At 64.8% G+C, this 19,348-nt stretch carries 19 protein-coding genes and 4 tRNA genes; 6 read left to right on the top strand and 17 right to left on the bottom strand.

Going from position 1 to position 19,348, the window contains the following annotated elements:
• Nucleotides 1-275: 275 nt before the first annotated feature.
• The 8 genes from rplA to ACQY78_RS05870 form a co-directional block, all read right to left on the bottom strand.
• Nucleotides 276-968 carry a 50S ribosomal protein L1 gene (gene rplA, locus ACQY78_RS05835; RefSeq protein WP_428683623.1) on the bottom strand — a complete coding sequence of 231 codons (693 nt, stop codon included), beginning with the start codon at nt 966-968 and terminating at the stop codon, nt 276-278.
• Nucleotides 969-972: 4 nt separating this feature from the next.
• The gene (gene rplK, locus ACQY78_RS05840; protein ID WP_428683625.1) at nt 973-1,401 is read right to left on the bottom strand and encodes a 50S ribosomal protein L11; all 429 of its coding nucleotides are present in this window, start codon (nt 1,399-1,401) and stop codon (nt 973-975) included.
• A gap of 207 nt (nt 1,402-1,608) precedes the next feature.
• Nucleotides 1,609-2,145, bottom strand: a complete 537-nt coding sequence (nusG, locus tag ACQY78_RS05845) for a transcription termination/antitermination protein NusG (protein ID WP_425065016.1) — start codon at nt 2,143-2,145, stop codon at nt 1,609-1,611.
• A 1-nt stretch (nt 2,146) separates the two neighbouring features.
• Complete coding sequence (secE, locus tag ACQY78_RS05850; protein ID WP_428683628.1) at nt 2,147-2,341, bottom strand: preprotein translocase subunit SecE; 195 nt, start codon at nt 2,339-2,341, stop codon at nt 2,147-2,149.
• 20 nt (nt 2,342-2,361) lie between these two features.
• Nucleotides 2,362-2,437, bottom strand: a tRNA-Trp gene (locus ACQY78_RS05855).
• 47 nt (nt 2,438-2,484) lie between these two features.
• Complete coding sequence (gene tuf / locus ACQY78_RS05860; protein ID WP_428683612.1) at nt 2,485-3,675, bottom strand: elongation factor Tu; 1,191 nt, start codon at nt 3,673-3,675, stop codon at nt 2,485-2,487.
• A 70-nt stretch (nt 3,676-3,745) separates the two neighbouring features.
• Nucleotides 3,746-3,819 (bottom strand) — tRNA-Gly (locus ACQY78_RS05865).
• A gap of 36 nt (nt 3,820-3,855) precedes the next feature.
• Nucleotides 3,856-3,942 (bottom strand) — tRNA-Tyr (locus tag ACQY78_RS05870).
• A gap of 149 nt (nt 3,943-4,091) precedes the next feature.
• Here ACQY78_RS05870 and rlmB point away from each other — a divergent pair.
• Nucleotides 4,092-4,853, top strand: coding sequence for a 23S rRNA (guanosine(2251)-2'-O)-methyltransferase RlmB (rlmB, locus tag ACQY78_RS05875; RefSeq protein WP_428683630.1), 762 nt, complete (start codon nt 4,092-4,094; stop codon nt 4,851-4,853).
• Between the two features lie 49 nt (nt 4,854-4,902).
• A tRNA-Thr gene (locus ACQY78_RS05880) sits at nt 4,903-4,977 on the top strand.
• 4 nt (nt 4,978-4,981) lie between these two features.
• Here ACQY78_RS05880 and ACQY78_RS05885 read toward each other — a convergent pair.
• From ACQY78_RS05885 to ACQY78_RS05895, 3 genes are read right to left on the bottom strand one after another with little or no spacing between them, the layout of a single operon-like run.
• A complete protein-coding gene (locus ACQY78_RS05885; RefSeq protein WP_428683632.1) occupies nt 4,982-5,758 on the bottom strand; it encodes a glycosyltransferase family 2 protein in 777 nt (258 codons plus the stop codon).
• Nucleotides 5,759-5,769: 11 nt separating this feature from the next.
• Nucleotides 5,770-6,765 carry a UDP-glucose 4-epimerase GalE gene (gene galE, locus ACQY78_RS05890; protein ID WP_428683634.1) on the bottom strand — a complete coding sequence of 332 codons (996 nt, stop codon included), beginning with the start codon at nt 6,763-6,765 and terminating at the stop codon, nt 5,770-5,772.
• Nucleotides 6,766-6,817: 52 nt separating this feature from the next.
• Nucleotides 6,818-8,572: a carbamoyltransferase family protein gene (locus ACQY78_RS05895; protein ID WP_428683636.1), complete on the bottom strand. Its 1,755-nt coding sequence runs from the start codon at nt 8,570-8,572 to the stop codon at nt 6,818-6,820.
• A gap of 306 nt (nt 8,573-8,878) precedes the next feature.
• Here ACQY78_RS05895 and ACQY78_RS05900 point away from each other — a divergent pair, with 306 nt between their 5' ends.
• Nucleotides 8,879-9,904 (top strand): NAD-dependent epimerase/dehydratase family protein, encoded by a 1,026-nt coding sequence (locus ACQY78_RS05900; RefSeq protein ID WP_428683638.1) that lies wholly within the window; start codon nt 8,879-8,881, stop codon nt 9,902-9,904.
• A gap of 65 nt (nt 9,905-9,969) precedes the next feature.
• On the opposite strand, the gene ACQY78_RS05905 is transcribed toward ACQY78_RS05900, so the two are convergent.
• Nucleotides 9,970-10,941 carry a UDP-glucuronic acid decarboxylase family protein gene (locus ACQY78_RS05905; RefSeq protein WP_428683640.1) on the bottom strand — a complete coding sequence of 324 codons (972 nt, stop codon included), beginning with the start codon at nt 10,939-10,941 and terminating at the stop codon, nt 9,970-9,972.
• Between the two features lie 135 nt (nt 10,942-11,076).
• On the opposite strand from ACQY78_RS05905, the gene ACQY78_RS05910 reads away from it, so the two are divergent.
• Nucleotides 11,077-12,636 carry a fatty acid--CoA ligase gene (locus ACQY78_RS05910; RefSeq protein ID WP_428683642.1) on the top strand — a complete coding sequence of 520 codons (1,560 nt, stop codon included), beginning with the start codon at nt 11,077-11,079 and terminating at the stop codon, nt 12,634-12,636.
• Between the two features lie 79 nt (nt 12,637-12,715).
• Nucleotides 12,716-13,780, top strand: a complete 1,065-nt coding sequence (locus ACQY78_RS05915; protein WP_428683644.1) for a phosphotransferase — start codon at nt 12,716-12,718, stop codon at nt 13,778-13,780.
• A 25-nt stretch (nt 13,781-13,805) separates the two neighbouring features.
• On the opposite strand, the gene ACQY78_RS05920 is transcribed toward ACQY78_RS05915, so the two are convergent.
• From ACQY78_RS05920 to ACQY78_RS05935, 4 genes are read right to left on the bottom strand one after another with little or no spacing between them, the layout of a single operon-like run.
• Nucleotides 13,806-14,543, bottom strand: a complete 738-nt coding sequence (locus ACQY78_RS05920; RefSeq protein WP_428683646.1) for an ABC-type transport auxiliary lipoprotein family protein — start codon at nt 14,541-14,543, stop codon at nt 13,806-13,808.
• On the bottom strand, nt 14,540-15,574 hold the full coding sequence (locus tag ACQY78_RS05925; protein WP_428683648.1) for an MlaD family protein: 1,035 nt from the start codon (nt 15,572-15,574) through the stop codon (nt 14,540-14,542). Before ACQY78_RS05925 ends, ACQY78_RS05920 begins: the two co-directional genes overlap by 4 nt.
• A gap of 6 nt (nt 15,575-15,580) precedes the next feature.
• Nucleotides 15,581-16,396 (bottom strand): ABC transporter ATP-binding protein, encoded by an 816-nt coding sequence (locus tag ACQY78_RS05930; protein ID WP_428683650.1) that lies wholly within the window; start codon nt 16,394-16,396, stop codon nt 15,581-15,583.
• Entirely contained in the window at nt 16,396-17,472 is a 1,077-nt protein-coding gene (locus ACQY78_RS05935; protein ID WP_428683652.1) for an MlaE family ABC transporter permease, read from the bottom strand. Before ACQY78_RS05935 ends, ACQY78_RS05930 begins: the two co-directional genes overlap by 1 nt.
• 148 nt (nt 17,473-17,620) lie before the next feature.
• On the opposite strand from ACQY78_RS05935, the gene ACQY78_RS05940 reads away from it, so the two are divergent.
• Nucleotides 17,621-18,436: a polyphosphate kinase 2 family protein gene (locus tag ACQY78_RS05940; protein ID WP_428683654.1), complete on the top strand. Its 816-nt coding sequence runs from the start codon at nt 17,621-17,623 to the stop codon at nt 18,434-18,436.
• A gap of 18 nt (nt 18,437-18,454) precedes the next feature.
• On the opposite strand, the gene ACQY78_RS05945 is transcribed toward ACQY78_RS05940, so the two are convergent.
• The gene (locus tag ACQY78_RS05945; RefSeq protein ID WP_428683656.1) at nt 18,455-19,315 is read right to left on the bottom strand and encodes a 23S rRNA (adenine(2030)-N(6))-methyltransferase RlmJ; all 861 of its coding nucleotides are present in this window, start codon (nt 19,313-19,315) and stop codon (nt 18,455-18,457) included.
• Nucleotides 19,316-19,348: the final 33 nt, after the last annotated feature.

A 19,348-nucleotide genomic window follows, 5' to 3' on the forward strand; every position in this document is an offset into this window, starting at 1 on the left:
CTGCGCAGCCTCCGTTAGCGGGTTAGCGCGACACGGAGACCTTGCGGTCCGGTTCGCCTGCCCCGGAAGTTCGGGCACGTGCGCGCACCTTGAGGTGCAGCGTCGATTCCCTTGCCCCCGTCTGCACTGGCGGGTTTCCCCTTTACACCTTGCCCCGAAGGGCCCGGTACCGGTGGTCTCGGACAGGTGGAGCTTAAAGCCTTGCGGCCTCTTCGCTCCTTCCGCTGCGGGCCTCGCGGCCCTCAGCGAAATCTCTAAAAATCTGCGACCGCGGCTCAGTTGAGCGCGGTAGCCGGGTCGAGCTTGATGCCCGGACCCATCGTCGAACTCAGAGACACCTTCTTGATGAAAGTGCCCTTGGCGCCGCTGGGCTTGGCCCGGTTGATGGCCGAAATCAGGGCCTTCACGTTGGCGGTGATCGCCTCCTCGCTGAACGAGGCCTTGCCGACACCAGCATGAACAATGCCAGCCTTCTCGGCGCGGAACTCGATCGAGCCGGCCTTGGCGGCCTTGACGGCGGCGGCCACGTCCTGCGTCACGGTGCCGAGCTTCGGGTTCGGCATCAGGCCGCGCGGGCCCAGCACCTTACCGAGTCGGCCGACGATGCCCATCATGTCCGGCGTGGCGATGCAGCGCTCGAAATTCATCTCGCCAGCGTTGATCTTCTCGGCGAGGTCTTCGGCGCCGACGATATCCGCACCGGCAGCCTTGGCTTCCTCGGCCTTCGGGCCACGGGCGAACACCGCCACGCGCACGGACTTGCCGGTGCCGTTCGGCAGTTCGATCATGCCGCGAACCGCCTGGTCGGCGTGGCGCGGATCGATGCCGAGGTTCATCGCGACCTCGATGGTCTCGTCGAACTTCGCCTTGGCGTTCGCCTTGACGATCTTCACCGCCTCTTCGAGCGGGTACATCTTCTCGCGGTCGACCGTGGCGGACGCCGTCTTGTAACGCTTGCCCTGGGCCATGGTCCTACTCCACCACCTGGAGGCCCATCGAGCGGGCCGAGCCCACCACCTGGGCCATCGCCGACTCGACGGTATCGCAGTTGAGATCGGGCATCTTCTGCTCGGCGATCTCGCGAACCTGCTTCGTCGTCACCTTGCCGACGATCTGCGTACCGACCGTCTTGGCGCCCGACTCAATTCCGGCCGCCTTCTTCAGGAAGTAAGTCACCGGCGGCGTCTTGGTGACGAAGGTGAAGCTGCGGTCCTGGAACACGGTGATGACCACCGGGATCGGCATGCCCGGTTCCATCTTCTGCGTCTTGGCGTTGAACTGCTTGCAGAATTCCATGATGTTGACGCCCTGCTGACCGAGCGCAGGCCCGATCGGCGGAGACGGATTGGCCTTGCCAGCCGGCACTTGCAGCTTGACGTAGGCTTGGATCTTTTTAGCCATGCATGCCCCTTTCTGTGGGCGGCGCGGTCCGGCCATGGCAGGCCTCCCGCACCAGAAAATGGTCAAGCCCTTGATCCGTAAGGATTTTTGGCTCAACCCACCTCATGAGAAAAGGCCGGCGCACGGCCAGCCCTCCCAAGGGCGCGCGATCTACCAAATAAGATCGCCCGCCACAACCCCGATTTTGTCCCCCTATATGGGGACGAATCAGATCTTTTCCACCTGTGCGTAGTCGAGTTCGACCGGGGTCGACCGGCCGAAGATCGAGACGGCGACCTTGAGGCGTGCCCGTTCCTCGTCCACATCCTCGACAGTGCCGTTGAAAGAGGCAAACGGACCGTCCGCCACCTTGACCTGTTCGCCGATCTCGAAGCTGACGGCGGGCTTGGGACGCTCCACGCCCTCCTGAACCTGCTTCAGAATACGGCTGGCTTCGGCCTCGGAGATCGGTACCGGCTTGCCGCGGCCACCACCGCCCAGGAAGCCCGTGACCTTGGCCGTGTTCTTGACCAGATGCCAGGAGTCGTCCGTCAGGTCCATTTTCACGAGCACATAGCCCGGGAAGAACTTGCGCTCGGTGTTGACCTTGCTGCCGCGGCGGACTTCCACGACTTCCTCGGTCGGAACGATGACCTCGGTGATTTCATCGTCCAGGCCCTTCTTTCCGGCCTGTTCACGGATCGACTGAGCGACCTTGTTCTCGAAGCCCGAATAGGCGTGAACGACGTACCAGCGATGAGCCATGTCAGGAAACCCCGAGGAGAAGCTTCACGACGAAGCCAATGACCTTGTCGGCCACCAAAAAGAACAGCGACGAGATGACGACAAAGATGAACACCATGCTGGTGGTGATCATGGTTTCGCGCCGCGTCGGCCAGGTGACCCGGGCCACCTCGGCGCGGACCTCGCGGGCGAATTCGAGAGGATTCTTTGTCGTCATGATCGCCAATCTTCAAAAAATGGCAGGAGCGGAGGGGCTCGAACCCCCGACCCTCGGTTTTGGAGACCGATGCTCTACCAACTGAGCTACACTCCTGCAGACCATCACCGCCGGATTGGTGCCGGCGGCGATCCTCTATAGCACTACTTTACGACTTTGGTGACGACGCCGGCGCCGACGGTGCGTCCGCCCTCGCGGATGGCGAAGCGCAGGCCCTCGTCCATGGCGATCGGCTGGATCAGCTCGACCACCAGCCGCGCATTGTCGCCCGGCATCACCATCTCCGTGCCTTCCGGCAGCGTCACCACGCCCGTCACGTCCGTCGTCCGGAAGTAGAACTGCGGCCGGTAGTTCGTGAAGAACGGCGTGTGACGGCCGCCCTCTTCCTTCGTCAGGATGTACGCTTCCGCCTCGAAGTTCGTGTGCGGCGTGATCGCGCCCGGCTTCGACAGAACCTGCCCGCGCTCCACGTCCTCACGGCCCACGCCGCGCAGCAGCGCACCGATATTGTCGCCCGCCTCGCCCGAGTCCAGCAGCTTGCGGAACATCTCGACGCCCGTAACCGTCGTCTTCGTCGTGGCCTTCAGGCCCACGATCTCGACTTCCTCGCCGACCTTCACGATGCCGCGCTCGACGCGACCCGTCACCACCGTGCCGCGGCCCGAGATCGAGAACACGTCCTCGATCGGCATCAGGAACGGCTTGTCCTTGTCGCGCGCAGGCTGCGGAATGTACTTGTCGACCTCTTCCATCAGCTTCAGAACCGCCTGCTCGCCCAGCTCGGGGTTCTTGTCTTCCAGCGCCATCAGCGCCGAGCCACGCACCACCGGAAGGTCGTCGCCCGGGAACTGGTAGCTCTTCAGCAGCTCGCGCACTTCCAGCTCGACCAGGTCCAGAAGCTCCGGATCGTCGACCATGTCGCACTTGTTCATGAACACCACCAGCGCCGGAACGCCCACCTGGCGCGCCAGCAGGATGTGCTCGCGCGTTTGCGGCATCGGGCCGTCGGCCGCCGAAACCACCAGGATCGCGCCGTCCATCTGCGCCGCACCCGTGATCATGTTCTTCACGTAGTCGGCATGGCCCGGGCAGTCCACGTGCGCGTAGTGACGGTTCGCCGTCTCGTACTCGACATGCGCCGTCGAGATCGTGATGCCGCGCTCGCGCTCTTCCGGAGCCTTGTCGATCTGGTCGTAGGCCGTGAACGTCGCGCCACCCGTCTTCGCCAGGATCTTCGTGATCGCAGCCGTCAGCGACGTCTTGCCATGATCGACGTGACCGATCGTTCCGATGTTGCAGTGCGGCTTGTTCCGCTCAAACTTTGCCTTCGACATGGTGTCGCGACCCTCGTGATGCTTCAGCTTCTACACAGACCGAACTTAACTGGCCGACTTAAGCCAAACCTGGAGCGGGTGAAGGGAATCGAACCCTCGTCGTAAGCTTGGAAGGCTTCTGCTCTACCATTGAGCTACACCCGCTACACCCAAACAAGCCAATCTCGCGCTATGATCCGTTGGTGGAGGGGGAAGGATTCGAACCTTCGTAGACGCGAAGTCGGCAGATTTACAGTCTGCTGCCATTGACCGCTCGGCCACCCCTCCGAACCTGCGGCGCATGCGCGAGATATAGCCTGTTCGGCCCGCTATCAACGGGCGCGCGTTGCTCGCAAATCCAATGGGTTGCGTCAAGTCCAAATCCCACGAAGAGGCAGGATTTGCCCCCATCCGCTCCGCGCCATACAAGGCTCACCATGCGCCCCCGCCCCAATCGTCCCCACCGTCAGTCCCGCACCGGCAACCAATCCATATGGATTTTTGGCCGTCACGCCGTGCTCGCCGCCCTCGCCAATCCCGACCGGCGTATCGAGCGCGTGTTCGTCACAAAGGAAATGGCCGACACCCATGCCGCCGAGATCGGCAAGACGGCCATGACCATCACGTCGCGCGAGGACCTGAACCAGCGGCTGCCCAACGGCTCCGTCCACCAGGGCATCGCGGCCATGGTGGCGCCCCTGGACGATCCCGGGATGGAAGACATCCTGGCCCGCTGCGGCGACAACGCCCTGGTCCTGGCGCTCGATCAGGTGAGCGACCCGCACAATGTCGGCGCCATCCTGCGCTCCGCGGCGGCCTTCGGGGCGGCCGGCGTGATCGTCACCGACCGCCATACCCCCTCCGACACCGGCACCCTGGCCAAGGCCGCCTCCGGAGCACTGGAGATCGTACCGCTGGTGCGCGCCGTGAACCTCGCCCGCGCCCTGGACCAGCTCAAGGAAGCGGGTTTCTGGACCTACGGGCTGGCCGAAAGCGGCGACACGCGCATCGGCGACCTCGATCTCAAGGGCCGCACCTGCATCGTGCTGGGCGCCGAAGGCGAAGGACTGCGCCGGCTGACGGCGGAGAAGTGCGACCGGCTGGTGACGATTCCCACCAGCGACGCCCTCTCGGCCCTCAACGTCTCGAACGCCGCCGCGGTCGCGGCCTACGAATGGGCCCGTCAGCGACCGAAGTGATGCGACATTCGCGGAGTTCGGTTATCTATCCGTCGAAGGCAGGCCTAGGGCCGGGTTAGCACAGCGGTAGTGCAGCGGTTTTGTAAACCGAAGGTCGGGGGTTCGATCCCCTCACCCGGCACCAGCCTTCATTTCGCCGCGTCGGTCAGGCGGCGATCCAGCAGTTCCAGAGCGAGCAGGACTTCTGCCAGCAGGCGCTGGAAGGCGTAGAACCAGCCGGCCTTTCCGTCGAGCACGGCCCCCTTGGCGAACAGAACGTAACCCAGCACCAGGATCGGCGCGGGCCAACCCAATAGGCGGATTTTGTCGGCCCGGCCCAGCCGCTCGCGCGGGCTTTCGAGAAGGTGCTGCGCCTCTCGGGCGGCATATTTGAGCTGCGACCCCAACCAGCGCGACAGCGGCTTGCGGTCGTCGTGATAGATCGCGCCGGCGAGGGCTGAAATCCGGCCCTGCAGGCGGATGCGGTGACCGTGGCCCTCGTTCTCGTAGTGCGCTCCCTCGACGCGATAGAGCACGGTGCGCGGCGGATAGAGCGTCCCCCGCAGCGGACGGCCGTGGATCCGATAGACGAATGCCGCCTTGTAGCCCGCGTCCCGCGGCTCCGGCTGGAGGCGCGCCAGCTCGGAAATCAAGCCGTCGCTCAGTTCGTAATCGGCGTCGAGCGACAGGACCCAGCCCGTGCGGATCTGTGTCAGCCCGAAATTGCACTGTTGGGCGAAGCTGTCGAACGGCCGGTGGACAATTTCCACACGCGGATTCCCGGCCAGCACGTCGAGCGTGCCGTCGGTACTGCCGCTGTCGATCACGACGATGCGTCTGGCCCAGTCGAGCTTCGACAACGTCCGTTCGATGTTCTGGATTTCGTTGAAGGTGATCAGCAGCGGCGTGATGGTGTCGCGGTCCATGCGCGGCGAACCTATCGGGCCCCGGCCCGCATCGCCCGCCCGCGACTGTCCGTCATCCATGTCCAGGCGCTGCCGATGATGTCGTCGATCGCCGAATGCGCCGGTTTCCAGTCGAGCGCCTGCCGGGCCAGCGAGACGTCGGCCACCAGCACCGGCGGATCGCCCGCACGGCGCGCGGCTCGAACGGTTCGAATCTCGCGGCCGGTGAGAACTTTTGTACGCGCGATCAGCTCGCCAATGCTCGCGCCTTGCCCGCCCCCCAGATTGTACGCCTGGAATGTGCCGGCCTTGCACCGCGTCACCGCCGCGACATGCGCCGCCGCAAGGTCGGTCACGTGCACGTAATCGCGCACGCAGGTGCCGTCCGGCGTGTCGTAGTCGGTACCGAAGATCGAGATGTCCGGCCGGGTGCCCTGCGCGGCCTGCAGCAGCAGCGGGATGATGTGCGTCTCCGGATCGTGCTCCTCGCCCAGTTCGCCCTCGGGATCGGCGCCACCGGCGTTGAAGTAGCGCAGCGCGATGGCGCCCAGACCGTGGGCGGCACAGGCATCGCGCAGGATCTGCTCGCCCATCAGCTTGGTGCGGCCATAGGTGTTGATTGGCCGCTGGCATGTGCCCTCGACCACCGGCAAGGCATCGGGCACGCCGTAGGTCGCGCAACTGCTGCTGAACACGATCGAGCCCACGTCGTGCGCCCGCATGACCTCGATCAGCGTGATCATGCCGGCAACGTTGGTCCGATAGTAACGCACCGGTTCAGCCATCGACTCGCCGACATAGGCGAGCGCGGCAAAGTTGATGACCGCGTCAGGCCGATGCTCGCGGATCGCAGCGGCGAGCGCGACGGGATCGCCGATGTCGCCCTGGACCAGCGGTCCCCATTTCACCGCCCAGGCATGGCCGGTGTGCAGGTTGTCGTAGGCGATCGGGAGGTGGCCTGCGCGGGCGAGCGCCTTGCATGTATGAGAGCCGATATAGCCCGCCCCCCCAGCCACCAGTACACGCACTATCTCGTCCCCCGCTCGAATGCTCCCGGAGCAGGATAGACCAATTGCACGGTCAGCGCTGAATAAGCGTGTCGCCGAGCACGAGGACATCCATCTTCGTGCGGAGGAAGCAGTCGATCGCCTCCTCGGGCTTGCAGACGACCGGCTCGTTCTCGTTGAAACTGGTGTTCAGCACGATCGGCACGCCGGTGAGGTCGCGGAAGGCCGTGATCAGCCGCGCGTAGCGCGGGTTGCCCGCCCAGGTCACGGTCTGGAGGCGGCCGGTCCCGTCTACGTGGGTCACGGCCGGGATCTCCTTGCGCTTTTCCTCTCGGATGCGGAACACCTGCATCATGAAGGGCACGTCGTCGTCGGTCTCGAACCAGGCCGGCACCGCCTCGCGCAGGATCGACGGCGCGAAGGGCCGGAAGGATTCCCGTCGCTTGATCTTGAGGTTGAGGATGTCCTTCATGTCGGCGCGACGCGGATCGCCCAGGATCGAACGGTTGCCGAGCGCCCGCGGCCCCCACTCCAGGCGCCCCTGGAACCACCCGATCACCTTGCCTTCGGAGATCGCCTGGGCGGTATGCCGGCATAGCGTCGCTTCGTCGGCAATGCGCTCGATGCGGCAGCCCGCCGCGTCGAAATCGGCCCGGCGCCGGGCGATGGCGGCCGCGATCTCGTCCGGGGTCGCCGACGGCCCCCAATAAGCGTGATCCATCACGAAATGGCGCCTGGCGGACGGCCCGCCGGTCTTGTGCCAGGTCGCGAAGGCGGCCCCGATCGCTCCGCCGGCGTCCCCGCCTGCCGACTGGACGTAGAGCTTCTTGAATGGCGAGCGCTCCAGGATCTTGCCGTTGGCCACCGAGTTGTAGGCACAGCCGCCCGCCAGCACGACGGCGTCGGCACCGTAGCGGGCATGCAGCGCGTTCAGCAGGTTGAAGAAGGCGTTTTCGTAGGTGACCTGGGCCGAGCGCGCGATGTCGCGGTGCTTGTCCTCGAGTGGGGCCTCCGGGTCGCGCGCCGGCCCGAGCAGCTTCACGAGCTCATCGCTCCACAGGCGGCCGCCCGACGGGATGCCGTCCTTGACCTGATAGTTCGCACCCTCGCCCGAGGCATGCCGGAAGTAGCGCAGGGCGAGTGCGAAGGTACCGTCGTTCCGCAGGCGGACGATCTCCTTCATCTGCTCGACATAGGTCGGCTGGCCGTAGGGCGCGAGGCCCATGACCTTGTACTCGTCGCCGTAGTGCGGAAAGCCGATGAACTGGGTCATCGCCTCGTAGAAGACGCCGAGAGAATGCGGAAAGTAGACTCGGCCGTCGACCGACAGGGTTCCACCCTCGCCCAGGCCCCAGGCCGCAGAAGAAAAATCGCCGAAACCGTCGACCGAAACCGCCACGGCCCTTTCGTAGGGCGAGACCAGGAAGGCCGAAGCGAGATGGCAGAGATGGTGCTCGACCGTGTGCGCCGTTCCGCGGAACTCCTGCTCCGGAAGATGGCGCTTGAGGTTGCCCGCGATGTCGGCGCGCTCGCCGCGATTGCGCAGGCGGCTCATCACGTAATTGAGGCTGACACCCGACGTCAGCGCGAAGGCGAGCTTGCGCCAGCGGTTGGCGGTATTGTCGCTGTTGACCGCGACATGGTCGACATCGGCCAGCGAAATGCCTGCTTCACCCAGGCAATAGCGGATCGATTCGCTGGGAAAGCCGCCCCAGTGCTTGATGCGGCGAAACCGCTCCTCTTCGACCGCTGCGACCAGTTCACCATCCTTAACCAGGCAGGCGGCCGCGTCGGCGTGATAGGCGTTAAGCCCGAGAATGTAGGTCATGCAGCGATGTCGATCATCAGGAGGTCATTGCGCCCGGTGGTTTCGTATAGGCCAATTCTCGCGAGGGACCATCATTTTCACGGCTCCGCGCCTCCAATACGCCGCGCTTCGTCAATCCTCACGCACGAACCGTGCGACTCGCCGACGGCTTGACGAGGCCGACACTTCCTATCAAACGGACAGCCTCGAGCGGCTCCCTCTGTCCCCGGGGCCCCGATCGCGTGCTCGACCGAGGCGCGTCGCAACCCTCGCAAGTCGTTGACAAGTCGGATAAAACCCCTCGCTTCGATCGAAAGGCTTTCGTGCATGTCCAAGAATGATCTCGTCGTCGTGACCGGCGCCGGTGGCTTTATCGGGGGCCACCTTGTGAAGGTCCTGCAGCAGCGCGGGCACACCAAGATTCGCGCAGTCGATGTGAAGCCGCTCGAGGAATGGTACCAGAAGACGCCGGGCGTCGAGAACCAAGTGGGCGATCTCGCCCTGCTCGAGCCCTGCCGCAAGGCCGCCAAGGGCGCCGCAATGATCTACAACCTCGCCGCCGACATGGGGGGCATGGGCTTCATCGAGACCCACAAGGCCGAATGCATGCTGTCGGTGCTCGTCAGCACCCACATGCTGGTCGCCGCCAAGGAAGCCGGTGTGCCGCGCTTCTTCTATTCGTCCTCGGCCTGCGTCTACAACGGCGACAAGCAGACCGAAGCCAACGTCACGGCGCTGAAGGAAGAAGACGCCTACCCCGCCCTGCCGGAGGACGGCTACGGTTGGGAGAAGCTGTTCAGCGAGCGCATGGCCCGTCACTATCGCGAGGATTACGGCATCGCTACCCGCGTGGCGCGGTACCACAACGTCTATGGGCCGCAAGGCACCTATGACGGCGGCCGCGAGAAGGCCCCGGCCGCCATGTGCCGCAAGGTCATCGCCGCCAAGCTCTCGGGCAAGCACGAGATCGAGATCTGGGGTGACGGCGAGCAGACCCGTTCGTTCATGTACATCGACGACTGTACCGAGGGCACGATCAAGCTCGCGGAGAGCGACATCATAGAGCCGCTGAACATCGGCAGCGACGAACTGGTGAGCATCAACACGCTGGTCGACATGGTCGAGAAGATCGCGGGCATCAAGCTGAAGCGCAGCTACAAGCTCGACGCGCCGAAGGGCGTGCGCGGCCGCAACAGCGACAATACGCTGATCAAGAAGGTGATGAACTGGGCTCCTTCCATCCGTCTCGAGGACGGGATGGAGAAGACCTACAAGTGGATCTACGACGAGATGACCTCGGGCAAGGAATCGGTCGTCAACGCCCTTCCGAAGCAGGCCCTCGCGGCGCAGTAGGCTTCCGCGAATATCCAGACCTCGAACGCGCCGCGAAGGAACCTTCGCGGCGCTTTGCATTGGGGCTAACGTCCGATACCGCTCAGGCCCCTGTTGCTCTTCAGCAGCTCGTCGAAGAAGGCAATCGTCTTCGTCAGTCCGTCGTCGAGGGGAACCTTCGGCTCCCACTTCAACATCTCGCGCGCCAGGGTGATGTCGGGGCAGCGCTGCATGGGATCGTCGACCGGCAGCGGCTCGAACACGAGCTTGCTCTTGCCCCCGACTTTTTCGAGGATCTTCTCGGCCAGGTGCCGGATCGGCATCTCGACCGGGTTGCCGATGTTGACCGGCCCGGTGAAATCGTCAGGCGTATGGTCCATCAGGCGCAGCCAGCCGTCGAGCAGGTCGTCGACGTAGCAGAAGGCCCGGGTCTGCATGCCATCGCCGTAGATCGTGATGTCTTCCCCCTTCAGCGCCTGCACGATGAAGTTCGACACCACGCGCCCGTCGTTCGGGTGCATGCGCGGTCCGTAGGTGTTGAAGATGCGCGCCACCTTGATGCGAAGTCTGTGCTGGCGGTGGTAGTCGAAGAACAGAGTCTCCGCGCAGCGCTTGCCCTCGTCGTAGCAGGCGCGCGGGCCCAGCGGATTGACGTTGCCGCGGTAGCTCTCGACCTGCGGGTGCACGGTCGGGTCGCCATACACCTCGCTGGTCGAGGCCTGGAAAATCTTGGCACGCACCCGCTTGGCCAGCCCCAGCATGTTGATGGCGCCATGGACGCTGGTCTTGGTCGTCTGCACCGGATCGTGCTGGTAGTGGACCGGCGAGGCCGGGCAGGCGAGATTGTAGATCTCGTCGACCTCGACATAGAGCGGAAAGGTCACGTCGTGCCGCATCAGTTCGAAGCGCGGATTGTCGAGACAGGCCAACACGTTGGCCTTGCTGCCGGTGAAGTAGTTGTCGACGCAGAGCACGTCGTGGCCGGCCTCGAGCAGGCGCTCGCAGAGATGCGAGCCAAGGAAGCCCGCCCCGCCGGTGACCAGAATCCGCTTGCCCATGATGCCCCTCGGAACCGCCTCTTACGCCGCGGTCGACACTAGGCCATCAAGCTCTTGAATTCACTTCAAAATCACCGAAGGATGACGCTGCCCGGCCGCTGCGAGGACGGGCCAATACTGCAGGGGAAGCGTCCTATGAGCATCGAGATGGTCGGCCTGGCCGACATCGTGCGCGTCCATGGCGCCGCGCGTGCGGACACGGTGGCAGTCGTCTATGAAGGCCGGCCGACGACCTACGGTGGGCTCGATCGTGCCTCGAGCCGGATCGCCAGCGGCCTCATCGCCGAAGGCATCAAGCCGCAGGTCCGCGTCGCTCATCTCGACAAGAGCAGCGACCTGTTCTTCCAGTTGCTGTTCGGTGTCGCCAAGGCCGGCGCCGTGATGGTCTCGGTGAACTGGCGCCTGGCCGCGCCCGAGGTCCTCCAGATCGTCAATGACGCCGAGGCCGAGATGTTGTTCGTCGGCGAGGAGTACTTCCCCGTCGTCGAGGCGATCCGCGACCAGTTGAAGACCGTCCGCAGGATCGTGACCCTGGGGACGCGCCACGGCGATTGGGAGGCCTTCGGCGAATGGCGCGACCGGCACCCGGACGCCGACCCCCGCCTGCCTGCCCGGCCCCAGGACACTGCGGTGCAGTTCTATACCAGCGGCACCACCGGCCTGCCGAAGGGCGCCGAACTCACCAATGCCAACTTCGCCTTCATGTTCGAGCAATGGACGCGCAGCTGGCTCCTGGAGCCCGGGACCCAGAACATCGTCTGTCTGCCGATGTTCCATATCGGCGGCGCGGGCTGGGCCATCGCCGGCCTCTTCGCCGGCGCGACAAACCATGTCGTAAGGGAATTCATCCCCGCACGGGTGCTCGAGATCATCGAGCGCGACCGTATCGAGGTGATGCTGCTGGTGCCGGCCATGATCCTGTTCCTGGTACAGGCGCCGCAGATCCGAGAAACCGACCTGTCGAGCCTGCGCCTGATCGTCTATGGCGCGGCACCGATCCCGGGCGAACTGCTGAAGCAGGCCTTGTCGATCTTCGGCTGCGGCTTCCAGCAGGTCTATGGCCTGACCGAGACGACCGGCGCCATCACCCTGCTGCCGCCCGAGGATCACGACCCGTCGGACGCGCAAAAACTGCTGTCCTGCGGCTATGCCCAGGTCGGCGTGGAGTTGCGCATCGTGGACGAAGCCGGCGCGGACGTGGCTGCCGGCACGGTCGGCGAGATCGCCGTCCGGTCGCCGCAGGTGATGGCCGGCTACTGGCGGCTGCCCGATGCCACCCGGCGCGCCATCCACGGCGACTGGTTCTTCACCGGCGACGCGGGCTTTCTCGACGAAAAGGGCTATCTGTTCATCCATGACCGCGTGAAGGACATGATCGTGTCCGGCGGCGAGAACATCTACCCGGCCGAGGTCGAGAGCGCGCTGTTCGGCCATCCTGCCGTGGCCGACGTCGCGGTGATCGGCGTCCCCGACCAGCGCTGGGGCGAAGCCGTGAAGGCCATCGTGGTGCGCAAGCCCGGCGCCGACGCGACGCCGGCCGACCTGATCAGCTGGGCGCGCGGCCGCATCGCCGGCTACAAGCTGCCCAAGTCGGTCGATTTCATCGACGCCCTGCCCCGCAATCCGACCGGCAAACTCCTGAAACGAGAGCTGCGCAAGCCCTACTGGGAAGGCCGCCAGCGCAACATCAACTGAACGTCTCGATGTGACCGCCCTGCGGACCCGATCGCAAACGCGTCTCGAAATCTCGAAGCCACGGTTCTAGAACAGTCCCATGTCCACCCTGCCCGACAATCTCACGCCCGTCCGCGCCGCTCACGTTTTCGACGAAGCCAGGCTCGCCGATTACATGAAGGCCAATGTCGAGGGCTATCGCGGCCCGATCAGCATCCTCCAGTTCGAGGGCGGGCAGAGCAACCCGACTTTTCACCTCACCGACGCCGGCGGCAACATGTACGTGCTTCGCAAGAAGCCGCCGGGCAAGCTGCTGCCCTCGGCCCACCAGGTCGACCGCGAGTATCGCGTCATCAAGGCGCTGGCCGACCATACCGACGTGCCGGTGCCCAAGCCCTACGCGCTCTGCCAGGACGATTCGGTAATCGGCACCACGTTCTACATCATGCAGTTCCTGCCCGGCCGGGTCTTCGCCGACGTGCGGATGCCGGGCGTCTCGCCCGCCGATCGCGGCAAGATCTTCGATTCGATGAACGACGTGCTGGCACGTCTGCACAATGTCGACTATCGCGCCGTCGGCCTCGGCGACTACGGCCGCGAGGGCCAGTACATCCAGCGCCAGCTCGCGCGCTGGTCGAGCCAGTACGATCTCGCCCGCACCGAAGAGATCGCATCGATGGAAGCGCTGAAGAAGTGGCTTCCGGAGAACATCCCGCCGGGCGACGAGACGCGCATCAACCATGGCGACTATCGCCTCGGCAATACGATCGTGCATCCGACGGAGCCTCGCGTGATCGCCGTGCTCGACTGGGAGCTTTCGACGCTCGGCCATCCGCTGGCCGACCTCGGCTACAATTGCATGATGTATCATTTCGGCGAGGGCTTCGGCGCTTCCGGCGGCTATGCCGGCCAGGACCTGAAGGCTTTCGGCATTCCGACCGAGCAGGAATATCTCGCCGCCTATGCGCGCCGCACCGGCCGCAAAGAGGTGCCGGCCTGGACCTTCTACCTCGCCTTTTCCCTGTTTCGTCTCGCCGCCATCGTGCAGGGCGTCTACAAGCGCGGCCTCGACGGCAATGCCTCGTCGGAGACGGCCACGAAGTACGGCAACCGCGCCCGCGCGATGGCCGATCTCGCCTGGTCGATGGTCGAGAAGCGCGCCTGAGCGCGCTTCGCCTTCCTACTCGTCCCTATTCGTCGGTGTAGGGAACCATCGAAGTGTCGTTGCCCTTCGGGCAATTCGCGCTGTCGATGACGGCGTTCGCCGGGTTGCGATAGCGCTGGATGTCGTAGGGCGCGCTGTCGCTCGGCGGCCTCGGCGGGGGCGTCCGCAACGTCCATGAAACCAGCTGCTTGATCACGCTGCCCAAGGCCTGGTCGAACGCCTCGACGACTTTCGGCACCTTGTCGGCACGTGCCCGGACGCACCGCTCGAAGGAGGCGACGCCGATGATCTGCCGGTCGGGCATGCGCACCAGCTTGGCGATGATGCGGACCTTCACGATCGGCGGCTGGCCGTAGAAATACATGGCCTCGAAATTGCGCAGATCGGGCTGCAGCACGTAATTGGCGCGCAAGGCGATCGATTCGCGGGAAACCGCCACGATCTTGCGCGTGTTCTCGAACGAATCGACGATACGGGTCTGCACCATCAACGGCGCCCGGTCTGTCCATGCCGCCTTGGCATAGTAGTCCGTGGAGGTCGGCGTCATGGCGATGGCGATGCGACCGGTATCGAGGTTCGCGGCCGCCACCGGCGCCTCGACCGCAAGCTGCCAGTAGACCGACGGCAGGTCGGCGTCGAAGGTGCTCTTGGGCGAGACGGTGTAGAGGTCGGTCGGGTCGCCTACCGAGTCGACGGCACTGACGAACGAGCAGCCCGACAGGAGGGCAACAACAGCCGCGCAGACGGCCAGGCAACGGATCATTTCGGCGTGTATCCCTGCTTGCCGCTGAACACGAAGTTAGCCGGGTCGCGCTCCAGTCGTGTGGCGATGACGTTCAGATTGGCGGTGAGCTGGCGCAGATCCCGCAGCGCCAGCGAGAACTCGGTGAGGCCGATCTCGGTGAAATTCTTGATCGGGCGGCTGTTGTCCGTGACCAGCTTGTTCAGCTGTGTGGCGGCGGCGTTGATGTTGGACAGCGCCGCGCGGGTCTCGTTCAACGTCTTGCGCAGCTCGCCCGGATCCTTGCCGGCAAGAGCCTTGCGCGTCTCGGCGTCCTGCGGGCCGATCTCCTTGGCAATCAGGGTGAACGAGTTCGACAGATCATCCAGCTTGGTGAACGTCCTGCGGAAATCGGCGATCGCCCCCGGCAGTTCGGCCAGGGTAGTCTGGATGGCGCCATCGGACTTGGCGAAAGCGTTGGTCGCCGTCTGGAGGTTGCGCAGCGTGTCGGTGACCGCACCGATATTGTCCGGGCTCAACAGGTCGTTCAGCCGGTCCACGGTCGTGCTGGCCTTGGTCAGCAGCTCCTGCGCCGAGGTCGAGGTTGCCTGCAGGAACGAGGCGCCCTCGCGAATCTCGGGGTAAGGCTTATCACCCAGCTTCTTCTTGGGCTTCACCTGATCGACGTCGAGACGTCCCACGATCTGGATGAAGGGCGAGCCGGCGATGAACGGCTTCTCGAAGACGGCATAGGAACGGTCGCGGATGTCGATCGACCAGTCGACCGCCACCGTGACCTCGATCTTTTCCGTCAGGCGCTCCCGACCGGTCGAACGCTGCGTATCGACCCGGGAGGTGAGCTGGATGTTGACCACGCGGCCGACGCGCAAACCGCGGTAGAAGACCGGCGAATCGTTGGTCAGCCCCTGTACGTCGCCCGAAAAGAGAATGTCATAATAGGCGTACGATGTGCGGTCGCCTGCGCGCAGCTTCCAGATGACGAATCCGGCAAGGGCGGCGACGAACAGGATCATCGCCGCGCCAATCAGCACGTAGGGCGATTTTCTTTCCATCCGGTACTACTTCTGCTCCCGCCGCGCTGCGCGCCCTCTCGGTCCGTGGAAATATTCCCGGACCCAGGGATGATCGTATTCCAGCAATTCCGCCATCGTACCCACCACAACGCGCTTGTCGAGCAGGACTGCAATGCGGTCGCAAATTGCATTCAGGCTATCCAGGTCGTGCGTGACCATCAGAACCGTGAGCCCGAGGTTCCGGCTGAGGCCCTTGACGAGTTCATCGTAATGGGCGGCGCCGATCGGATCGAGGCCCGCCGTGGGCTCGTCAAGAAACAAGAGTTCCGGATCGAGAGCGAGCGCGCGGGCGAGGCTGGCGCGTTTGCGCATGCCGCCTGAAAGTTCAGACGGCTTCTTCTCCCCGGTGTCGGCCGGAAGGCCGACCAGAGCCACTTTCAGCGCCGCGATCTCGCGCATCGTCTGTTCTTCCAGCTCTGCATGCTCGCGAATCGGAACGATGATGTTTTCCGTGACGGTGAGCGAGGAGAACAATGCACCGTCCTGGAACTGGACGCCGGTACGGGCCAGCATCTGGCGCTGGGCCTTGCCGTGCAGGGTGCTGGTATCGACCCCCAGCATCTCGATGGTGCCCTCGCGCGCTTCGTTCAGGCCGATGATGGTCCGCAGAAGGACCGACTTGCCGGTGCCGGATCCGCCGACCAGACCGACAATCTCGCCTCGGAATACGTCGAAATCGAGATTGTCGTGGATCACCTTGTCGCCGAACTGTGTTCGGATTCCCCGCAGGCGCAAGACGACCTCCCGGCCGTCGCTGTGATCGACGATCTGCCCCCCTTCCACCTTGGCGCCTTCGGCCATCAGACGCCGGCGAGCAGGAAGATGATCGAGAACACCGCGTCCAGCACGATCACGCAGAAGATCGATTCGACGACGGACTTGGTCGTGAGCTGGCCCACGCTCTCAGCGCTGCCGCGCACCTGGAGCCCCTCGAAGCAGCCGATCGTGGCGATCACGATGCCGAACACCGGCGCCTTGATCATGCCGGTGTAGAAGTGCCAGGCACCGACCGTGTCGCGCAGCCGGTCGAAGAACTGCACGAAGGTGAAGTCGAGATAGACGGTGCAGGCCACCGCGCCGCCCAGCAGGCCCGCCATGTCGCCCCAGAAGGCCAGCAGCGGCATGGAGATCAGCAAGGCGCTGATGCGCGGCAGGACCAGCCATTCGATCGGATTGAGGCCGATCGTGCGCATGGCATCGACCTCCTGGTTGACCTGCATCGTGCCGATCTGGGCCGTGAAGGCGCTGCCCGAGCGGCCGGCGACGATGATCGCCGTCAGGAGCGGTCCCAGTTCGCGGAACATGCCGATACCGACCGCCTCGACGGTGAAGGTCTCGGCGCCGAACTGGCGAAGCTGCTGGACGCCCTGGTAGGCGATGACCACGCCGATCAGGAAGCACAGCACGCCGACGATCACGAGAGCTCTGATCCAGACCTCGTACATCTGCTGGATGATGGCATTCGGCCGGAAGCGCCGGGGCTGCAGAATGGCTTCGACGACGACCACCAGGATTTCGCCGAAGAAAGAGCAGAGATTGAGGATCTGCTTGTAGAAGTCGATCGTTCCGCGGCCGATCTCCTCCAGCCAGTGCGCCAGCCAGTTGACCTTACGGTCCGGCTGGGCCTGGCACATGTTCTCGCGGACCACCTTGAAGAGGGCAGCCTGCGCCTCGCTCCGGGTCTTCACCTCGGCGTCGGGGCCGCACCCGGCGAGCTCCAGGATTTCGAGCGCCCCGGCCGTGTCGACTCTCTCCAGGCCCGTCGCATCGACGGCTCGACGATCCTTCGAGCGGGTACCGGCGGCCGCGAGGGCGCTCTCGGCCTTCTTGCGGATTCCGCGGACGCTGAACACCGTCCAGGTCCCGCCGACTTCCACGACGGGCTTCCCCGCGTGCTCGGTGTAGCGAATTGTGGGTTCCGTTTCGGCCATCGGCGAAGATTAGTCGTCGCGCCGGTTAGCGCTGTCAATCTCCCTGCATTGCCTCTACGCCACGCCGCTGTCACGATCCGGGCAGGAGGACGGAATGGGCAAATGGCCACGACTGGACAAGATCGAGATGATCGACGGTCCGATCGACAAGCAAAGTTACGAACGCCAGATCAAAAAATTACAGGATCGGCTGCTCGAACTTCAGATCCACGATCTGCGAACCGGTGGCCGCGCGCTGATCTGCCTCGATGGCTGGGACGCCGCCGGCAAAGGCGGCCTGATCGAACGGCTGGTGGCGGGACTGGAGCCGAAGTCGGTGCAGGTCTGGCGCATCGGCGCGCCGACTCCCGAAGAGCAGGGCCGGCATTATCTCTGGCGCTTCTGGAACCGGCTCCCGGCGCCCGGCAACTGGGCCATCTTCGACCGCACCTGGTACGGCCGCGTTCTGGTGGAGAGGATCGAGGGCTTCTGCGAGAAGTCGGCCTGGGAGCGCGCCTACCGCGAGATCAACGAATTCGAGTGCCAGCTCGCCGACGATGGCGTCCGCATCGTGAAGCTGCTCGTGCATGTGAGCGCCGAGGAGCAGAAGCGGCGGATGATCGAGCGGCTGAGCAAGCCCAGCAAGCACTACAAGATCGGACTGGAGGATTTTCGCAACATCGCCAAGCGCAAACAGTATCTCGAAGCCTACGACGACATGCTGGAGCGCACCGACACCGAGCATGCCCCCTGGCACGTCATTGCCAGCGACGAGAAGATGCATGCCCGTCTGAAGGGCCTGCGGATCATCGCTGACAGGCTGGGCGAAGGCGTCGAGATCGGCGACCATGCGCTGGACCCGAAGATCCTCGAAGCCGCCTACGAAGCCTGGGGATGGCGGCCCGAGAAGAGCAGCAACGGCAAGAAGTAGCGGCGAGATATCGCTCGACTAGGCCTGGGTCGGCGCGCCCTTCGGCGACACGAAGAAGCTCGACCTGGCCCCGTCGCCGAGACGGGCGGCGATCCAGGGCAGCGCCTCCCGCATCGCCTCTTCGAATTTCCAGGGCGGATTGATCACGATGAGCCCGCACGCCGCGAGCTTGCCCTCGGGAGCGCGCGGCCCCAGTTCGAGTTCCATGCGCACGTATTCCACCTCCGCCAGGGACGCGACGAAGGACGAGACCGCCGCCTCGTCCTTGATCGGATACCAGATCGCGTAGCAACCGGTGGCGAAGCGGCGCAGCCCGTGCCGCACGGCGCGCGTCAGCACTTCGAATTCGTCGGTCGCCTCGAAGGGCGGATCGATCAGCACCAGGGCGCGGCGCTCGACCGGCGGCAGCGTCGACTTGATCGCGTGATAGCCGTCAGCCTGCCGGACCTCGACCGCGCGGTCGCCGGCGAACTCGCGCTTCAGCAGCAGCGCCTCCTCAGGATGCTTCTCGCAGGCGACAAACCGGTCGCCCGGCCGCAGGGCCGCCCGGACCAGTCGTGGTGAGCCGGGATATCGATGGAGAGCGCCCCCCGAGGGGCCGAACTTGCGGGCGTAGGCCTGCACGGCCGCGAGATAGCGCACGACGGAAGCGGGCATCCCGGTCCGGCTCTCGGCCATCAGGCGGCCGATGCCCGCCTCTGCCTCGCCCGTGCGGCGCGCCTGCGATCCGGCGAGATCATAGCCACCGGCCCCGGCATGGGTGTCGAGCACGAACAGCTTCTTGTCCTTGGCCGTCAGCAGGCGCAGCAGTTCGCAGAGCGCGGTGTGCTTCAGCAGGTCGGCAAAATTGCCGGCGTGATAGCCGTGGCGGTAGTTCACGGTGACATTCTCGGCCGATTTGAGATGATTCCC

Origin of the sequence: Reyranella sp. (assembly GCF_965279625.1) — a bacterium.
Classification (GTDB): Bacteria; Pseudomonadota; Alphaproteobacteria; order Reyranellales; family Reyranellaceae; genus Reyranella.